Origin of the sequence: Brevibacillus choshinensis (assembly GCF_001420695.1) — a bacterium.
Lineage (GTDB): Bacteria > Bacillota > Bacilli > Brevibacillales > Brevibacillaceae > Brevibacillus > Brevibacillus choshinensis.
This window is the reverse complement of sequence record NZ_LJJB01000007.1, coordinates 209,890-225,931: the sequence shown is the minus strand read 5'-3', so window position 1 is coordinate 225,931 and position 16,042 is coordinate 209,890. Positions and strand designations below refer to the sequence as shown.

Genomic DNA, 16,042 nt, shown 5'->3' with positions numbered 1-16,042 from the left:
CCTTTTTGCTATTCCAGCGATTCTTGCAAGCTCTTGACCAAGTTGTCACCCGTGCGCTTGATGTGCCCGTGAACCAATTTGCCTGCTTCGGCGGCATTTCCTTTTTTGATTGCCTGTAAGATCTCTCGATGCTCTTTGTTTGATTTTTCAGTCTGGTCGCGGAGCATCTGTGGCGTTTGCTGAGGAAAACCGTTCCACAAGGTCTCGATAAAGTTCACCAGTCGTTTCCATGGACAGCGACTGATTAATAATCGGTGAAATTCAATATTGCACTCGATGAATTCAGTGGCATCCTTGGATTGCTCCATCGCGACCACCAGTTCTTCCAGCTGATCGATGTCGTCCTGCTCCATGTGCTCCACGCTCATTTCGACCGCCATCTTTTCAAACTGGGAGCGAAGGCCATATATTTCCTGAATATCCTCCACGGACAATGATTTGACAATGGCTCCCCGGTGCGGTTCGATGATGACCAGACCTTCTGTTTCCAGCTTGCGGAGCGCCTCTCGCACTGGCATTCTGCTTACACCTAACGAACTGGCCAGCTCTTCCTGAACGAGGCGTTCTCCCGGCTGGAAGTGCCCTCGCAAAATCGCTTCCCGCAACACGCGACACACCTTGATATGCAGCGTGTCCAGCTCGTGACTTTCCAACCGCAATTCAAATTTTCTGCTCATCCATGGCTCGCCCTTTCGCTTTCTCTCTCACTCGTCATCCAGATGCTAGGATTAGGATAGGGTATCTGGCTTCCTTTGTCTAGTGATTCAGACTCAAAGCGATTGCGATTGCTGATACAGATCCCCGCCTGCGATGTCATTGATGACGATCACAGGAAAGCGTTCCACTTCCAAACGGTAGATGGCTTCTGTACCGAGGTCATGATAGGCGACCATTTCAGCGGCACGGATGGTTTTGGCGATTAGAGCACCCGCCCCACCGATCGCTGCAAAGTAGACGGCCTGCGATTGAACGATGGCTTGTTTGACCGTCTCACTCCGACTTCCTTTGCCGATCATTCCCTTTAATCCGAGCGCTAACAGGGCTGGTGTATACGGATCCATGCGGCTACTGGTAGTCGGCCCTGCCGATCCGATGACCTGCCCGGGCTTGGCGGGCGTCGGACCGACATAGTAAATCGTCTGTCCCACGAGCTCGACAGGCAGCTCCTCACCCACTTGCAGTGATTCTGCCATCCGCTTGTGCGCCGCATCGCGCGCCGTATACATCCACCCGGTTAGCTCCACCCTATCCCCGGCACGTAGCCCATTGATTTGTTCCTGATCGAGCGGCAATGTGAGTTGCTTGGCTGACATCGGCTCCTCCTACAATGTGACATGCTTATGGCGACTGGCATGGCAATTGATGTTGACGGCTACTGGAAGACCCGCGATATGCGTCGCGTACAGCTCTACATGAACGTCTAGTGCTGTCGTGCGCCCTCCCATTCCTTGTGGGCCTAGTCCGATCTGGTTGATCTGCTCCAGGAGAGCCAGCTCCAGCTCTGCCGCATCCTCCCGACTATTTCGTTCTCCAATCGGGCGAAACAAGGCTCGCTTAGCCAAATAGGCCGACATCTCAAAGTTTCCTCCTAGGCCAACGCCAACCACAACAGGCGGACAAGCGTTGGGACCCGCCAGGCGCACGGTTTCAACGACAAAGGCTTTGACAGCCTCGATCCCATCTGACGGCTTCATCATTTGCAAACAACTCATATTTTCACTGCCAAAGCCTTTGGCCGTCATATGAATGGTGCAGGCATTCCCTACTACCAGCTCGACATGCACGATGCCCGGCGTATTGTCTCCTGTATTTTTACGCAGGATGGGATCATGGACGATAGAGGCACGCAAGTATCCGTCGCCATAGCCTCTACGAATCCCTTCGTTTACAGCGTCGTACAGGCTTCCTCCAACGATATGGCAATCCTGTCCCAGCTCGACGAGAAAGACTGCCATCCCTGTATCCTGGCACATCGGTACCCGCTCTGACGCGGCGATCTCAGCATTTTGCAGCAGCTGCGACAATACCTCGTCGGCAACGGCAGACTTCTCTTTCTCCTTGGCCTCCCGCATGGCGGCCACAACATCAGGACCTAGCTCCACATTTGCCTCGATGCAGAGCGATTTCACGGCGTCGACAATCTGCTCATAGGTTACTTCCCGCATCGGCGTCACCCTTTCAATAGCTTTCGCAGCATGTAGCGGTTCGCATCTCGATTCAACTCGGCGAGCGCGGTCGTCAACGGAATTTCCTTTGGACATACTTGCACACAGTTTTGCGAATTGCCGCAGCCCGCGATCCCCTCGTTACTCACGACCGTTTCGAGGCGCTCCTTTGCCATCATTTTGCCGATCGGATGGCTATTAAAATACTTTGCTTGGGCCATCGCCTGCGGACCCAAATAGGGGGAATGGTCATTCACATTCGGACACGCCTCCAGACAGCAGCCGCACGTCATGCACGTCGCGTATTTGTAAGCCTCCTGCTGTTCATCCGGTGCAATCCGCGGTCCTGCTCCTAGTGGATAGGTACCGTCGATGGCGATCCACCCTTTGATTTTTTGCAAGCCTTCGAACATAATTTGACGATTGACGATCAAATCCTTCTCGACGGGAAACGTGCTCATCGGCTCCAGCACAATCGGCTGTTCCAACCGGTCAATCAGAGCAGAACAAGCTTGACGCACCTTGCCATTGATCCGCATGCTGCACGCCCCGCACACCTCTTCCAGACAATTGTACTCCCACAGCACGGAGCGTACTCGCACACCGTCGACGCGGACTGGATTTCGCTGGATTTCCATCAGGGCCGAGATGACATTCATATTTTTGCGGTAGGGTACGTCGAATTCCTCCCAATAGGGCGTCTGACCCGAAGCATCCTGTCGCTTTACCTTGATTCGAATTCGCTGTGTCTGAGTCATTTGGCGACCCCTTCCTGCTCCTGACCGCTCGGGGTAGAGCCAGTCGCCTCTCTCTCCTTCACGACATCATACCTTCTCGCTCGCGGCTGAATGTGGGAAAGGTCCACGTCCTTGTAGTGAAAGATCGGTCCCTCTGCTGTATGAGTTGCAAGCGTCGTCTTCAACCACTGCTCGTCATCCCGATCAGGAAATTCTGGCTTGTAATGGGCCCCTCGACTCTCATTCCGGTTCCGAGCGCCCAGCGTGATGACTCGCGCCAATTGCAGCATGTTTTGCAGCTGGCGCGTAAACGCCACCGACTTGTTGCTGTAATGGGACGTATCATCGACACCGATCCGCTTCCATCTCTCCAAGAGCTCCTGCAGCTTTTCATCCGTTTTGTCCAGTCGATCATTGTAACGGACGACAGTCACATGCTCGACCATCCAGTCGCTCATCTCCAGATGCAGCTGGTATGGATTCTCCGGACCTTCCATCCGAATGAGCTCGGCATATGCTGCTTCCTGCCTCTTTTGCTCCGTCTCATAAAAGCTCGAGGACAGGTCATCCGCAGAGTTGGCGAGGCCAGAAATGTATCGCAGGGCGGCAGGGCCCGCCACCATCCCGCCATACACGGCTGAGACGAGCGAGTTCGCCCCCAAACGGTTCGCGCCATGGTACTGATGATCGCACTCTCCGCAAGCAAACACGCCTTTGATGTTGGTCATCTGGTTGTAATCGACCGCGAGCCCGCCCATGGAATAATGCATCGCGGGAAAGATATGCATGGGAACTTTGCGTGGGTCATCGCCCACAAATTTTTCGTAGATATCCAGAATGCCTCCGAGCTTTTCGTCCAGCTGCTTCGTCGGAAGGTGGGAAATGTCGAGATAAACCATGTTTTCGCCGTTGATCCCCAGCTTCAGATCGACGCAGACGTGAAAGATTTCTCGGGTGGCGATATCGCGTGGCACAAGATTCCCGTAAGCAGGGTACTTTTCCTCTAGGAAATACCACGGCTTGCCGTCCCGGTACACCCACAGACGCCCGCCTTCACCTCGCGCAGATTCTGACATCAGCCGCAGCTTGTCATCTCCCGGAATCGCCGTCGGATGAATTTGGATGAACTCAGGGTTGGCGTAATGCACACCTTGCTGATAGGCGATGCTGTGGGCGCTTCCTGTATTGATCACCGAGTTGGTGCTTTTACGGAAAATGTAGCCGATCCCACCCGCAGCCAAAATGACTGCATCCGCTCGAAACGAGCGAATCTCCATCGACTTCAGATCTTGGGCCACAATCCCCCGGCAGCGCGGCTCTTCATCCAATAGCAGAGATAAAAACTCCCAGTACTCGAACTTTTCGATTAAGCCTTCTGTTTCGTACCTTCTGACCTGTTCATCCAAGGCGTACAGCAGCTGTTGCCCAGTCGTCGCTCCGGCAAAAGCTGTCCGCGAATATTTGGCGCCACCGAGCCTGCGAAAGTCGATCTGTCCTTCTAACGTCCGATTGAACTGCACGCCCATCCGGTCGAACAAATAAATGATCTCGGGCGCAGCCTCGCACATCGCTTTGACCGGTGGCTGATCGGCTAAAAAATCACCGCCGTAGATCGTATCGTCAAAATGCTCCCATGTGGAGTCGCCCTCTCCTTTTGTATTGACGGCTCCATTGATTCCACCTTGGGCACAGACGGAGTGGGACCTGCGAACCGGAACGAGCGAAAACAGCTTTACCCGCCCTCCCTTTTCTGCGATCTGGATAGCAGCCATCAAACCAGCCAGCCCTCCGCCAATGACAATGACGTCTTCCTGCTTCATCTCTCTCACATCCCTTTTCTCGTAACGCTAGATAAACGCAATGAGGCTCGCCAATCCGACCAAGCTGAGCAAGAAAAACAGGAGTAGCATGATTCGTCCAGACCATTGCTGGGCACGTGGACCTGCCGTGATCCCCCAAGTGATCAACCCTGACCACAAGCCGTTGGTAAAATGAAAAGTCGTGGAGAGGATCCCCAACACGTAAAAAGTAAAGATCCACGGATTCAACAGATGAGAGGACACTGCATCGAAATGGACATCCATGCCGAAAAAAGCGCTCTTCAATCGAAAGCTCCAGACGTGATAGACCACAAACAGGAGCGTCACGATACCACTTACCCGCTGTAGAAGAAATCGCCAGTTGCTCGAGTATCCATAGGAGCGCGTATTGGGTGTCGACAAAAAAGCCAGATAGATACCATAGCCCGCGTGATAGAGCAAGGGAATGAGAATAAAAACGATCTCGAGCACCCACACCAACGGGATGCCTTGCAACGCTGCCACCTGCTTGTCGTACGCGGAAGCACCCAACAGAGCGATGGCGTTCGAATAAAAATGTTCGATCAAAAAAGCGCCCAGCGGTACGATTCCTGCCAGAGAGTGCAGCCTGGAAAGCAGAAAATGATTTTGTACCAGAGGGGCTGAAACCGCCTTGCTCGTGCCCACGCTCTTCATCTCCCTTTCATCTGAGCAAAGAACATCGTCACATCCGGGACTTGCTCCAGATTTTCGATCATCCGCAAATAATGATGGATCGTCTCCTGTGGTTGGTCCAAGGTCAATGCCCGAAATTTCTGTACGATCTCTTAATACGTCACCGGATTTTCTGGATCTCCCTTTGGATATTCCGCATGCTGCTGTAGAGTCGACCCATCAGCGAGCACGAGCTCGACTGTTGCCTCCCATTTTCCCGGATAACACGCATGGATGGCGGGATCGACTGACACCTCCACTCGGCGCATTACCTCCCGAATCGCCGGGTCATGGAGAGCCTCCTCAGAAAAATCAGTCAGTCCGGCACTGCCTTTGACCAGCGCGAGGGCGACACAATACTGCAGACTAAACTTGGCTGCATACACAGTCGACGGGTCAGGATTGTCTGTGATCGTCAGCGCTACCTGATACGTGTGGACGCGGACTTTTTCAACCTCCCGCCATGAAATCCCATGCTGAGCAATCATAGCTACCATTAAATCGATCGCGTGGTGCGTATGCCTGCAAGAGGCGTGAATTTTAAATGAGTTTTCCAAGATCTTGTACACACTGCCCAAGCCTCGCGACATCTCTTCGGCATTTCCTTCCTGCGACATCGCACGGACAAATCCTCGATCTCCCTCTAAGATTTTACTCGCTCCGGTAAAACCCTTTTCCGCTAGCAGCGCAGCGACAATGCCGTTCATCGCCGCTTTTCCAGGATGGAGCTGTTTGGACATGGCACCATCCTCGATAAACTCCCACAGTCCGGCTGCCTGTGTCCCTGCGCTCCCCAGCGTATGCACGATCTGCTCTTCGTTTTGTCCAAGCAGCTTGCTTGCAGCCACGGCCGCACCGAACGTTCCGCAGGTGGCCGTGTTGTGCCAATAATAGTAATGAGACGGAGAGACAGCCTCCCCAATCCGATAACAGACTTCATAGCCTGCCACGACGGCTTCGATCAGCTCCTCGCCGCTCTTTTGCTTCCATTCCGCGATCGCCAATGCTGCAGGGATTACGACTGTTCCTGCATGAATGATCGAAGCCTTGTGGATATCATCCAGCTCGACGATATGACTGGAGGCACCATTGACCAGCGCTGCATGTGTCACGGATGATCTGCCTCCGGTCATCAGGGTAGCTTGCTCTGCTCCCCCCAGCTCGGCTGCCACTTGCGCTATCATCTGCACCGGTGATTGGCTGGAACCGGCCAGAGCTGATCCCAGCCAATCAAGAATGCAAATTTTAGCAAAAGCCACCACTTCTGCCGGCATATCCGCATATCTCAACGTTGTTACGTATTGGGCGAACTCTTTACTTACGCTCATCGCTCTTCTCCTTGGTATTGATAAGATGGGAGACCTCTTCCACGACACGCTTTGCCCGTTCATAGACTGGAGCATCGACCATCCTGCCACGCACCTGGATGCTGCCGATTCCCGCTGCCAGCGCTTCTTGATAGGAGGCTACGATCAACTCGGCTTCGACGATTTCTTCACGGCTCGGGATGAACACTTCTCGTACGGGTCCGATCTGACATGGATGAATGAGTAATTTGCCTTGAAAGCCGAGCTGTTTGGCACGCTGCGTCTCGCGGATCAGTCCATCCTTGTCACGAAAATTCGGAAACACAGCATCGATCGGCGCACCGATGCCTGCTGCCCTGGATACGACGACCAGCTGTGACCGCGCGTAGAGCAGTTCTTGTCCCTCTGGGGTCAGCTCTGCCTGAATATCGAGGGCAAAATCAATGGAACCGAACATCAGCCGCTTGATTCTTTTGCTCGCTCTGGCAATCTCATACGCGTGAAACAAGCCTCGAGCCGACTCGATCAGCGGGACGATCTCTACCCGTCGATCTTGCCCGCCATCCACACCGTTTTCGGTGCCCGGCAACTGATCGAGCAACGCATCCAGTCTCGCTACTGATTGCACATCCTCGGCTTTGGGCAGGACGACTCCCCTGAGTCCCACCCCATCGATTCCTTTCACATCCTGCTCGAAAAAGGGAGTGTCCACCGCATTGACCCGCACGTACCGAGCTGGCGTTCCTTGCCGCGGCACATGCTGAAGCTCCTCTTTCACCAGCCTTCTCGCAAGTGCTTTTTCCTGTGCAGGTACCGCATCCTCGAGGTCGAAAATGACGGCATCGGAAAGCAATTGCTCGACCTTTTCCAGCTTTTTCGGATCCGAGCCAGGTACGAAGATCCATGTGTGCATCTGCTTCATCTACACAACACCCGCTTCTTGCCACTTGCGGATCGTACCCTCGTCATACCCGCACTCCATAAGGATTTTCTGGTTGTGCTGACCTAGCTCCGGAATCGGTCCCATGTGTGGTTCCACGCCTTCCATCGTTACCGGGGGCAGCAGACTTTGTACAGGTCCTACCGGGGTTTCCACCTGCCGCCAGCGATTACGCGCCTTGAGCTGCGGATGATCCCAAAAGTCTTGCACCGTATTGAGTCGTGCATTGGCGATCTTGGCCTGCTCCAGACGCTCGATGACCTCCTCAGCCGTCAATTGCTGAAACACCACATCAATTATGCCTTGCAGCACATCGCTGTTTTGCAGCCGATTTGAATTGGTCGCGAACCGTACATCCTCGCAAAGTTCTGGTTGCAGGATTACGTGCTGACAAAACATCTCCCATTCTCGCTCGTTTTGGATCGCGAGAAATACGGTCTTGTCATTCCTAGTACGGAAAGGTCCATACGGGTAGATCGTCGCGTGACTAGCTCCATTTCGCTTCGGCTCTGTACCGCTGTAATTCGTATAATAAAGTGGAAATCCCATCCATTCCCCCAACGCTTCGAGCATGGAGATTTCCAGCACGCTTCCTTTGCCAGTCTTACCACGCGCGATCAATGCGGTCAAAATGCCGGAGTAAGCATACATACCGGCGGCAATATCGGCTACAGAAATCCCTACCTTGGAAGGAACCTCCTCCGATCCTGTCACAGAGACGAGGCCAGCCTCACATTGAACGAGCAAATCGTACGCTTTCTTTTCCCGATAAGGTCCGTTTTCTCCATAGCCGGAGATGCTGCAAATGATCAATTGCGGGTACTTCTCCTTTAAAACGTCAATCCCAAAGCCAAGACGATCTATGGCGCCCGGCCCGAAATTTTGAATAAACACGTCAGCACGTGACAATAGTTGGTCGAGAATTTCCTTTGCCTCTGGTTGTTTGACATTCAAGGTGAGCGACTCTTTGGAATGATTGCACCACACAAAATGACTCGACATCCCATTGACCGTCTTGTCGTAGTGGCGAGCAAAGTCCCCTACATCTGGCCTTTCAATTTTGATCACTCTCGCTCCCAGCTCCGCTAATTGGCGGGTCGCAAACGGTGCGGCTACAGCCTGCTCCAGTGCGACTACCGTGATCCCATCCAATGGGCGCATCCTTATCCCCTCTATCTGTCAGGATTTTGTATTTTGGATCCAATATCACGAAGATCAAACCCCCCGTCTTCCAACGAGGGGTAGACTCGTTTATCCATTTACTTTGATAGCCACATTTTTTACCTGCGTGTAGTACTTCAGTGCTTCGAGACCTTTTTCACGGCCGAAACCGCTTTTGCGATAGCCGCCAAATGTCATCTCGACACCTCCGCCTGCTCCGTAGTTGTTGATAAACACTTGGCCGGATTTGACGCGGTTGGCGAGCCAATGTGCCTTGTGAATATCCGACGTCCAAACGCCCGTGACCAATCCGTATTCCGTGCCATTGGCAATAGCGAGCGCTTCTTCTTTCGTACGGAACGGCAGGACAACCAGAACGGGTCCGAAAATTTCTTCCTGCGCCAATCTGCCTTCCGGTGTGACCGCATCGATGACCGTCGGCTCGAAAAAGAAACCTTCTCCAGCCTCTGTATGTCTACGGCCACCCGTGCGGATGGTTGCCCCATCTTCCTGAGCTACCTGCATGTAAGACTCAATTCGCTGGAGCTGCTTTTCCGAGATAATCGGGCCGACTTCGACATTCTCCAGACCGGAGCCGATCCGCAGACCCGACATGAGAGCGACGACCTTGGAGACGAACTCCTCGCGAACGGATTCCTCTACAAGTAGCCTGGACCCCGCTGAGCATGTCTGTCCCGCATTTTGCGTAATGGAGCGCACGACCCAGTGAGCAGCATCATCCAGATCAGCATCAGCAAATACGATATTCGGAGACTTCCCACCCAGCTCCAGCGTTACGGGCTTGATCTGCTGTGCCGCTGTTTTCATGATCGTCATTCCGGTCACGACCGAGCCTGTGAAGTTAATGTGATCAATATCGGAATGGGCCGCCAGTGCTGCGCCTGCCTCGGCACCGTAACCTGTAACGATATTGACTACGCCAGCAGGAAAGCCTGCCTTTTCGCACAAATCTGCGATGCGTAATGCTGTCAACGGCGTGTCCTCCGCAGGCTTCATGACCACGGTATTGCCTGCAGCGACCGCCGGAGCCAGACTGCGAACCGCGATCTGGATCGGATAGTTCCACGGCACGATATGAGCTGTGACACCGAGTGGCTCTCGGATCGTGTAGTTCAAAATGTCCGTACGAACGGGAATGGTTTCTCCCAAAATTTTATCAGCTGCACCTGCATAGTACTCGCAGTAGCGCGCTGCCACCTCTACATCCGCCAGTGCTTGTGCCAGCGGCTTGCCTGTATCCAACGTCTCCAAATGGGCCAGCTCGTCTTTTTGCTCGCGAATGAGCTGGCACAGACGCAGCAGCATCCTTCCTCTCTCGGCTGGCAGGATTTCTCGCCATTCGATCGATTCAAAGGTAGCTCGTGCTGCTTTGACTGCCCGATCCACATCCTCCTGATTTCCCCGTGGAAACGTAGCCAATGCCTCTTTGGTCGCCGGATTGATCGTCGTAATCACTTCACCGGACGAGCTATCTGTCCAGCCTCCACCAATGTACATCTGCAAGGAATTCATCTGTTCCCTCCCTGGATTCTTCTATCTGTTATCTGTTGGCAACAATCGTCGCACGGGTGATTTCCCTTGCTGCCGACTTGTCGAGGGCGATATTGACATCCTCGAGATCAAATTCTGCATCCAGTAGCTCGTCAAATGGATACTTCTCGATATTTTGAGAAATAAATTTCAATGCCTTATTGAGATACCATGGGTCATAGCGCATGTAGGCATAGATCGTCAGTGCTTTGCGCGTCATCAGCCCTGGGTCAAAGGACGTCATTTGGCCCGGAGAAATGTTGCCGATGCTGATGTATTTCCCTCCGTATCGGAGTAGATTGATTCCTTCATTCAGCGCAGCCGGTACTCCTGTCAGCTCCATGCAGACGTCGGCGCCTTTCCCACCAGTCAGCTCTTGCACCGCTTTTACCCGTTTTTCCACCGTGTCGTATTCATTCATGTGGATCACGTGATCGGCACCGAACTGTCTCGCTTTTTCCAAACGGCTGGTAACACTGTCAATGCAAATGACTGTCGCACCATACTCTTTTGCCACTGCGCTCGCATTTAGCCCCAGTCCGCCTGCCCCTTGGATCACGACCGTATCGCCGTAGCGTACTCCGGTCTTGTCGATCCCAAAATACACCTGTGACAACGCGCAGTTGGCACTTGCTGCTGCGGCATCCGGTACATTGTCTGGGACCTTGTAGAAATATTGGTCCGGCGGCAAATAGTAGTGAGTGCCAAAGGTTCCATGGAAGTGTGGTGCTTCCTCCGGATCTTTGACCCAGTGTCGGTAAGCGTTTTCACACAAGTGCATTTGACCTTGCTGGCATGGCGCACACTTGCGGCACGTAATGAAATACGCTGCAGCGACGCGATCCCCTACTTGTACGGGATTGCCGGCATAGTCCGTTTCCACACCTTCACCGAGTGCTGCGATTTCACCGACCATCTCATGACCCATCACACCAGACTTTTTCGTAGGGTGGTGTCCTTGCCAAATATGTAGTTCAGAACCGCATACATTCGTTCTGACCACTTTGACCAAGATTGCCCCCGGTCCTGGTTCAGGCAAACCGTATTCGGCAAACGACAGCTTGCCCGGCTCACTCATGACTGCTACTTTCCCCTTCATATTCCAGCCCTCCGATCTCGAATGGAGTTACTCGTAGAATCCTTCCGTCGACTTGATGAACTTTGCAAACTGATCGTTATCATGACCAAACCAGACCTGTGAGTTCGTTCTCTCGGCGTACGCTTTGATGCGCTCGACGGTACTTGTAAAACCGACGGAGTCGTAGATGATTCCCGGTATTTTAATAGGTGGCCCATAGTTTTCTGCGGAGTACACCGCATCAGATGCTAGAATGATTCCTCCCGATCCCGGTAGCTCCACGTGTAAGCCCAGCATGCCCCACGCGTGACCTGCGCCGAAGTTGAGAATTTTGACGCCATCTACGAGCTGGACTTCCTCATCCTTGGGTCGAATTGTCTTCCAATTCAAGCCGTTTTTTACCCAAGCATCGATATCCGCCCATACATAAGCGCCCATATCTTTGTTGATTGCATACGTTTTCATGGTATTGGATAGTTCGTTTTCATGAACGATGATCGTGGCATTCGTAAACATCTCCAGGCAACCCGCATGGTCGAGATGCAGATGGGAGGCGACGACGTATTTGATATCCTCGGGGCGCACACGCAATTGCGCCAAACGGTTAATCAGATAGCATTCCTCGGACATCGCCAGCGGGAACAACTGCTGTACACCCTTTGGCCAACGTCCTTTTTCGCCCATTCCTTCCGGGTTGCAGCCTGTATCAAAGAGGATCTTTCCATCCGGGTGGTCAATCAAGACAGCATAGACTGGAAATTCAACAAACTCTGCGGGAGGATTAGGATTGAGCACAGATGCCGGATTGTGCATGGCTACCATAAAGCCTTTGTCCATTTGCATTCTGCCAGTGTCAAGAACAAACAATTTTGATTTTGACAAGACCGTTCAGCTCCTCGAAAGTGATTTCCATTTCTACTTACAAGATCATGCCTTGCTCTCCTGAATAACCACCTCCACCAACCTCTTTGAACGCGATAAAAGATCCATAGGTTCGCATAGATTGAATCCTGTATATTGGATCCAATTATCACTTGATTCCATCGTATTTTGAATAGACAGAATTGTCAAGCTTATTCCATTTTACTTGCCGGACGACCAAAAAAGCACAGCTCGTCTGCTGTACTTTTCTATTCGCCTCTGCTCACGTGGATGGTTGAATGAAGACACTCAGTACTTTCGCTTCCACATTTCCATAAGGCAGAAAGATATGTGGTTTGCTCCCCGAAAAGTAGGCAGTGTCCCCTTCCTCGAGAACGTGCTTTTCCCCATCGTAGAACAAAATGATCGTCCCGCTCACAATGTAGATAAATTCTTCCTCGGGGTGCGTAAACGGCTCTGTCGCTGGCATGTCCACGGGGACCGTCACCAAAACAGGCTCGATCTTGCTAAATCGGGAACGGTTTGCGAGTGTTTCGTACAAGTAGCCCATTTCCTTGCTACCAAGCTTGGAGGTGCGCTGGCGGTGAGGGGATAAAACGAGATACTCGTCACGATCCTCTTCAAGAAACCATGCTAGCGGCGTTTTTAAATGATCGGCTATTTTTGACAAGGTTGCCACAGCAGAGGCTGTTTGTCCGTTTTCAATTTTCGATAGGAGGCTCTTGGTAAATCCGCAGCTGTCCGCCAACTCCTGCTGAGTGAACCCTTGGCTCAGCCGAGCCTTGCGGATGCGTTTCCCTATTTTGGATAAATCGATGACAAACATCCCCTTCTTCACTTGTTCATTCTATGATTATAGCGATTAATGAACAGCCGATCAACAAAGTTGAATATCGTTCAATCTAGCTAATGATTGAGATCGAGCTGATGCTGCTGCAAGGCACTGTTATGACCCCATCCGCCGTAAGGATTTGGACCAGTCCGGGAGAAAGCGGCTCCATAATCGTCCCTGTGATCGTCGTACCTGTGACAGTTTGAATCGCTACCATTCGCCCTCCGAACATCTCATACAACGCATTGGCGCAGCCCATATTTTCCTGGCTTCGCAGAAATTTCGCAATGCGCTTGTTAATATTCTTTTTTAACTGCCGTTCCCGTTTTTTCAGCCGTTTCTTGAGACGTTTTTTTAGCTTCTTTTCCCGACCCTTGATCTTGTTTTTGACTCGTTTCTTCAATCGTTTCAGCTTCTTGTTCAATTGAGCTTTTTGCGCGTTCACCACCTGTGCATATTCCCCCTCGTTACGATTTAGGGCGGGAAAGACTATCGTTTATTCGTTATCCATAGCATATTGTCGATGTCTTCCAAATGCTTGCTTTCTCCCATAGGGCATTGGTGGATATCCATGGAAAAGTGCAAAAGGAACTTGATAAATGGAAGCACACTCTTTATTATGGACATTAAAGATCTATAATGACGAAAAGTTGATGTCGAAGGGCGGCTTTCCTCATGCAATATTCCAAAAGCACTGGTTATGCACTACATGCCTTAGTCCACTTAGCTCAAACCGAGCCCGGTCAGTACGTAGGAATCAAAGACTTATCCAAGGCACTCGGCGTTTCGGATAGCTACTTGTCCAAAATCATGTCAAAACTGCGACAGGACGGGATCGTCCGGGCTGTGACCGGAGCAAGTGGAGGCTATGAGCTGGCACGAGCAGCCGATCAAATTACCTTCCTCGACGTCATTCAGGTGGTCGAAGGCCGGCAACACTTGTACGAATGCTTCCATGTGAACGCAAATCGTCTTCCGGCTGCCGATCCTGATGCCGTCTACGATCTAGACAGCCAGGAATGCTTGGTAAAAAAGGTGATGATCGGTGCGGAAATGCAGATGCATCAATACTTAGAGCAGCATACGATCCAGGGGGTATTGGACGCTCACCCTCTAGGAAGGAATCACGCTGGAAACAAGAAGGCGTGATCTTCTTGCGCTTTCATTATGGATATTAAAGATCCAGAAAGGTGGTTATGTAAAAATGAATCAGCTGATTGATGTAGGCGTTATTGGCGGCGGCCCCGCAGGTTTGAATGCAGCACTTGTACTGGGAAGAGCGAGGAAAAGCGTGATGGTGATAGACGAAGGGCGTCCACGCAATCGGGTAACACGTGAGTCTCACGGCTTCCTTACCCGAGATGGCATTTCACCAAGCGAATTTCGCCGCATTGCGATGGAACAGATTCACGCATACCCCTCCGTCCAATTTGTGGAGGATCAAGTGGTAACGATTACGGGAACGGACGGAGATTTTCACATTACGACTGCACAGGGAATGACCTATCGGAGCAAAAAACTGCTCTTTGCAGTAGGCATGAAGGATCTCCCGCTCGAAATAAACGGGTTGTCCGATGTGTACGGGAAGAGCGCTTTTGTGTGCCCGTATTGCGACGGTTGGGAATTACGTGATCAGCCACTCGTCTTGATTGTCAAAGGTGCGCGCGCTCTACACTTGGCCAAAACTATATCGGGATGGACAAATCGCTTTACGATCTGCAGCGATGGTCCTGATGAGCTGACCGGAGAACAGCGCGAGGAGCTCAAGCTGCATAGCGTTCCTGTTTTTCACTCACCAATCGAGCGTATCGTATCCACGGAAGGTATGGTGCAGCATGTCCTCCTTACAGATGGCACGATCATTCCCTGCACAGGAATTATCTTTGCGCCAAAGCTCATCACCGGATCAGACTTGCCACAAAGCTTGGGCTGCCAGCTCACGAAAACAGGAACTGTCATTGTTGATGAATTTGGGAAAACCAACGTACCGGGTGTCTATAGTGCCGGGGATGCAGCAACAGAACGATATCAGGTGATAACAGCCGCTTCTTTGGGGTCATTGGCTGCTGTAGGCATCAATAGTGAACTGATTGCCGAGTCATGGAACAGTAAGGGCTAGTTAAAAAAGCAGCCTCTGGCTGAGTGAAATGCACCCCAATTGTTAGACACACCTAACAATTGGAGGTGCATTTTATATGGCCAAATTTTCTCCAGAAGATAAATTATCCGCGGTTTTTCGTTGGAGAGACGGCAAAGAAACTCATGCTTCCATTGCTGCGTCTATTGGTGCAACCAAAGCTATGATTGGAGTTTGGGTGATGCAATACGAGCAAAATGGCGCGGAAGCGTTTAGAAAGTCCTATACAAGCTACACAGCTCCGTTTAAACTGGACGTACTCAATTATATGAATACCCACGGGACGTCTCCGAATGCAACTGCCGCCATTTTTCAAATTCCCTCTCCCGCTTTAATCCGAAAATGGAGGATTCAATTTCATTCATGCGGAATAGACGCCCTTATTCCAAAGAAAAAGGGGCGTCCAACGATGAAAAAGGGAAACAAGAATGTAACACCTGTTGAAGGATCAGTCGAGGCATTACAGCAAGAAGTAGAGCGTTTACGTATGGAGAATGCTTATTTAAAAAAGTTGAATGCCTTAGTTCAAAGCAAGGAAAAATTACAAACCAAGACAAAGCGCAAGTAGTGTTTGAACTAAGGACTGAATTCCCCATTAAAGCGCTACTCCAATTGGCGGGAATACCACGGAGTTCCTATTATTACTTCGTTCGTACGATAAGTCGCCCAGACAAACATGCTGAAATGAAGACGTTGATTCAGGCTATTTTCCATGAACATAAAGGCCGCTATGGATACC

At 51.6% G+C, this 16,042-nt stretch carries 16 protein-coding genes and 1 pseudogene; 3 read left to right on the top strand and 14 right to left on the bottom strand.

Annotated elements, in window-relative coordinates; translation table 11 throughout:
• Nucleotides 1-8: 8 nt before the first annotated feature.
• The 14 genes from AN963_RS01090 to AN963_RS01025 form a co-directional block, all read right to left on the bottom strand.
• Nucleotides 9-677 (bottom strand): GntR family transcriptional regulator, encoded by a 669-nt coding sequence (locus tag AN963_RS01090; protein ID WP_055742720.1) that lies wholly within the window; start codon nt 675-677, stop codon nt 9-11.
• Nucleotides 678-770: 93 nt separating this feature from the next.
• Complete coding sequence (locus tag AN963_RS01085) at nt 771-1,313, bottom strand: Fe-S-containing hydro-lyase (protein WP_055742719.1); 543 nt, start codon at nt 1,311-1,313, stop codon at nt 771-773.
• A gap of 9 nt (nt 1,314-1,322) precedes the next feature.
• A complete protein-coding gene (locus AN963_RS01080) occupies nt 1,323-2,165 on the bottom strand; it encodes a fumarate hydratase (RefSeq protein WP_055742718.1) in 843 nt (280 codons plus the stop codon).
• 5 nt (nt 2,166-2,170) lie between these two features.
• The gene (gene sdhB / locus AN963_RS01075; RefSeq protein WP_055742717.1) at nt 2,171-2,923 is read right to left on the bottom strand and encodes a succinate dehydrogenase iron-sulfur subunit; all 753 of its coding nucleotides are present in this window, start codon (nt 2,921-2,923) and stop codon (nt 2,171-2,173) included.
• Nucleotides 2,920-4,722, bottom strand: a complete 1,803-nt coding sequence (gene sdhA / locus AN963_RS01070) for a succinate dehydrogenase flavoprotein subunit (protein ID WP_055742716.1) — start codon at nt 4,720-4,722, stop codon at nt 2,920-2,922. Before sdhA ends, sdhB begins: the two co-directional genes overlap by 4 nt.
• 27 nt (nt 4,723-4,749) lie before the next feature.
• Nucleotides 4,750-5,388: a succinate dehydrogenase gene (locus AN963_RS01065; protein ID WP_236707850.1), complete on the bottom strand. Its 639-nt coding sequence runs from the start codon at nt 5,386-5,388 to the stop codon at nt 4,750-4,752.
• A 140-nt stretch (nt 5,389-5,528) separates the two neighbouring features.
• Nucleotides 5,529-6,743 (bottom strand): MmgE/PrpD family protein, encoded by a 1,215-nt coding sequence (locus AN963_RS01060; RefSeq protein WP_236707849.1) that lies wholly within the window; start codon nt 6,741-6,743, stop codon nt 5,529-5,531.
• A complete protein-coding gene (locus AN963_RS01055; protein ID WP_055742714.1) occupies nt 6,730-7,644 on the bottom strand; it encodes an HpcH/HpaI aldolase/citrate lyase family protein in 915 nt (304 codons plus the stop codon). Before AN963_RS01055 ends, AN963_RS01060 begins: the two co-directional genes overlap by 14 nt.
• Entirely contained in the window at nt 7,645-8,823 is a 1,179-nt protein-coding gene (locus AN963_RS01050; protein WP_055742713.1) for a CaiB/BaiF CoA transferase family protein, read from the bottom strand.
• 90 nt (nt 8,824-8,913) lie between these two features.
• Nucleotides 8,914-10,356 carry an aldehyde dehydrogenase family protein gene (locus tag AN963_RS01045; RefSeq protein ID WP_055742712.1) on the bottom strand — a complete coding sequence of 481 codons (1,443 nt, stop codon included), beginning with the start codon at nt 10,354-10,356 and terminating at the stop codon, nt 8,914-8,916.
• A gap of 28 nt (nt 10,357-10,384) precedes the next feature.
• The gene (locus tag AN963_RS01040; protein ID WP_083496745.1) at nt 10,385-11,473 is read right to left on the bottom strand and encodes a zinc-binding dehydrogenase; all 1,089 of its coding nucleotides are present in this window, start codon (nt 11,471-11,473) and stop codon (nt 10,385-10,387) included.
• A gap of 27 nt (nt 11,474-11,500) precedes the next feature.
• Complete coding sequence (ahlS, locus tag AN963_RS01035) at nt 11,501-12,334, bottom strand: AhlS family quorum-quenching N-acyl homoserine lactonase (RefSeq protein ID WP_152985592.1); 834 nt, start codon at nt 12,332-12,334, stop codon at nt 11,501-11,503.
• Nucleotides 12,335-12,596: 262 nt separating this feature from the next.
• Nucleotides 12,597-13,160 carry a helix-turn-helix domain-containing protein gene (locus AN963_RS01030; protein ID WP_055742711.1) on the bottom strand — a complete coding sequence of 188 codons (564 nt, stop codon included), beginning with the start codon at nt 13,158-13,160 and terminating at the stop codon, nt 12,597-12,599.
• A gap of 76 nt (nt 13,161-13,236) precedes the next feature.
• Nucleotides 13,237-13,614 (bottom strand): hypothetical protein, encoded by a 378-nt coding sequence (locus tag AN963_RS01025; protein ID WP_055742710.1) that lies wholly within the window; start codon nt 13,612-13,614, stop codon nt 13,237-13,239.
• A 227-nt stretch (nt 13,615-13,841) separates the two neighbouring features.
• Between AN963_RS01025 and AN963_RS01020 the strand changes: the two genes are divergently transcribed.
• From AN963_RS01020 to AN963_RS01010, 3 genes and pseudogenes are all read left to right on the top strand, one after another.
• Nucleotides 13,842-14,315 (top strand): RrF2 family transcriptional regulator, encoded by a 474-nt coding sequence (locus AN963_RS01020; RefSeq protein WP_055742709.1) that lies wholly within the window; start codon nt 13,842-13,844, stop codon nt 14,313-14,315.
• 55 nt (nt 14,316-14,370) lie between these two features.
• The gene (locus AN963_RS01015) at nt 14,371-15,285 is read left to right on the top strand and encodes an NAD(P)/FAD-dependent oxidoreductase (RefSeq protein WP_055742708.1); all 915 of its coding nucleotides are present in this window, start codon (nt 14,371-14,373) and stop codon (nt 15,283-15,285) included.
• Between the two features lie 76 nt (nt 15,286-15,361).
• Nucleotides 15,362-16,042 (top strand): annotated as a pseudogene (locus AN963_RS01010) (helix-turn-helix domain-containing protein); the annotation flags it as partial.

What these genes read in the sequence shown, in the direction of transcription:
- AN963_RS01085 (WP_055742719.1), bottom strand. Translation starts at nt 1,313, where the DNA reads ATGTCAGCCAAGCAACTCACATTGCCGCTCGATCAGGAACAAATCAAT.
- AN963_RS01015 (WP_055742708.1), top strand. Translation starts at nt 14,371, where the DNA reads ATGAATCAGCTGATTGATGTAGGCGTTATTGGCGGCGGCCCCGCAGGT.
- AN963_RS01045 (WP_055742712.1), bottom strand. Translation starts at nt 10,356, where the DNA reads ATGAATTCCTTGCAGATGTACATTGGTGGAGGCTGGACAGATAGCTCG.
- AN963_RS01055 (WP_055742714.1), bottom strand. Translation starts at nt 7,644, where the DNA reads ATGAAGCAGATGCACACATGGATCTTCGTACCTGGCTCGGATCCGAAA.
- sdhB (WP_055742717.1), bottom strand. Translation starts at nt 2,923, where the DNA reads ATGACTCAGACACAGCGAATTCGAATCAAGGTAAAGCGACAGGATGCT.
- AN963_RS01040 (WP_083496745.1), bottom strand. Translation starts at nt 11,473, where the DNA reads ATGAAGGGGAAAGTAGCAGTCATGAGTGAGCCGGGCAAGCTGTCGTTT.
- AN963_RS01030 (WP_055742711.1), bottom strand. Translation starts at nt 13,160, where the DNA reads ATGTTTGTCATCGATTTATCCAAAATAGGGAAACGCATCCGCAAGGCT.
- AN963_RS01080 (WP_055742718.1), bottom strand. Translation starts at nt 2,165, where the DNA reads ATGCGGGAAGTAACCTATGAGCAGATTGTCGACGCCGTGAAATCGCTC.
- AN963_RS01090 (WP_055742720.1), bottom strand. Translation starts at nt 677, where the DNA reads ATGAGCAGAAAATTTGAATTGCGGTTGGAAAGTCACGAGCTGGACACG.
- AN963_RS01020 (WP_055742709.1), top strand. Translation starts at nt 13,842, where the DNA reads ATGCAATATTCCAAAAGCACTGGTTATGCACTACATGCCTTAGTCCAC.
- sdhA (WP_055742716.1), bottom strand. Translation starts at nt 4,722, where the DNA reads ATGAAGCAGGAAGACGTCATTGTCATTGGCGGAGGGCTGGCTGGTTTG.
- AN963_RS01050 (WP_055742713.1), bottom strand. Translation starts at nt 8,823, where the DNA reads ATGCGCCCATTGGATGGGATCACGGTAGTCGCACTGGAGCAGGCTGTA.
- AN963_RS01060 (WP_236707849.1), bottom strand. Translation starts at nt 6,743, where the DNA reads ATGAGCGTAAGTAAAGAGTTCGCCCAATACGTAACAACGTTGAGATAT.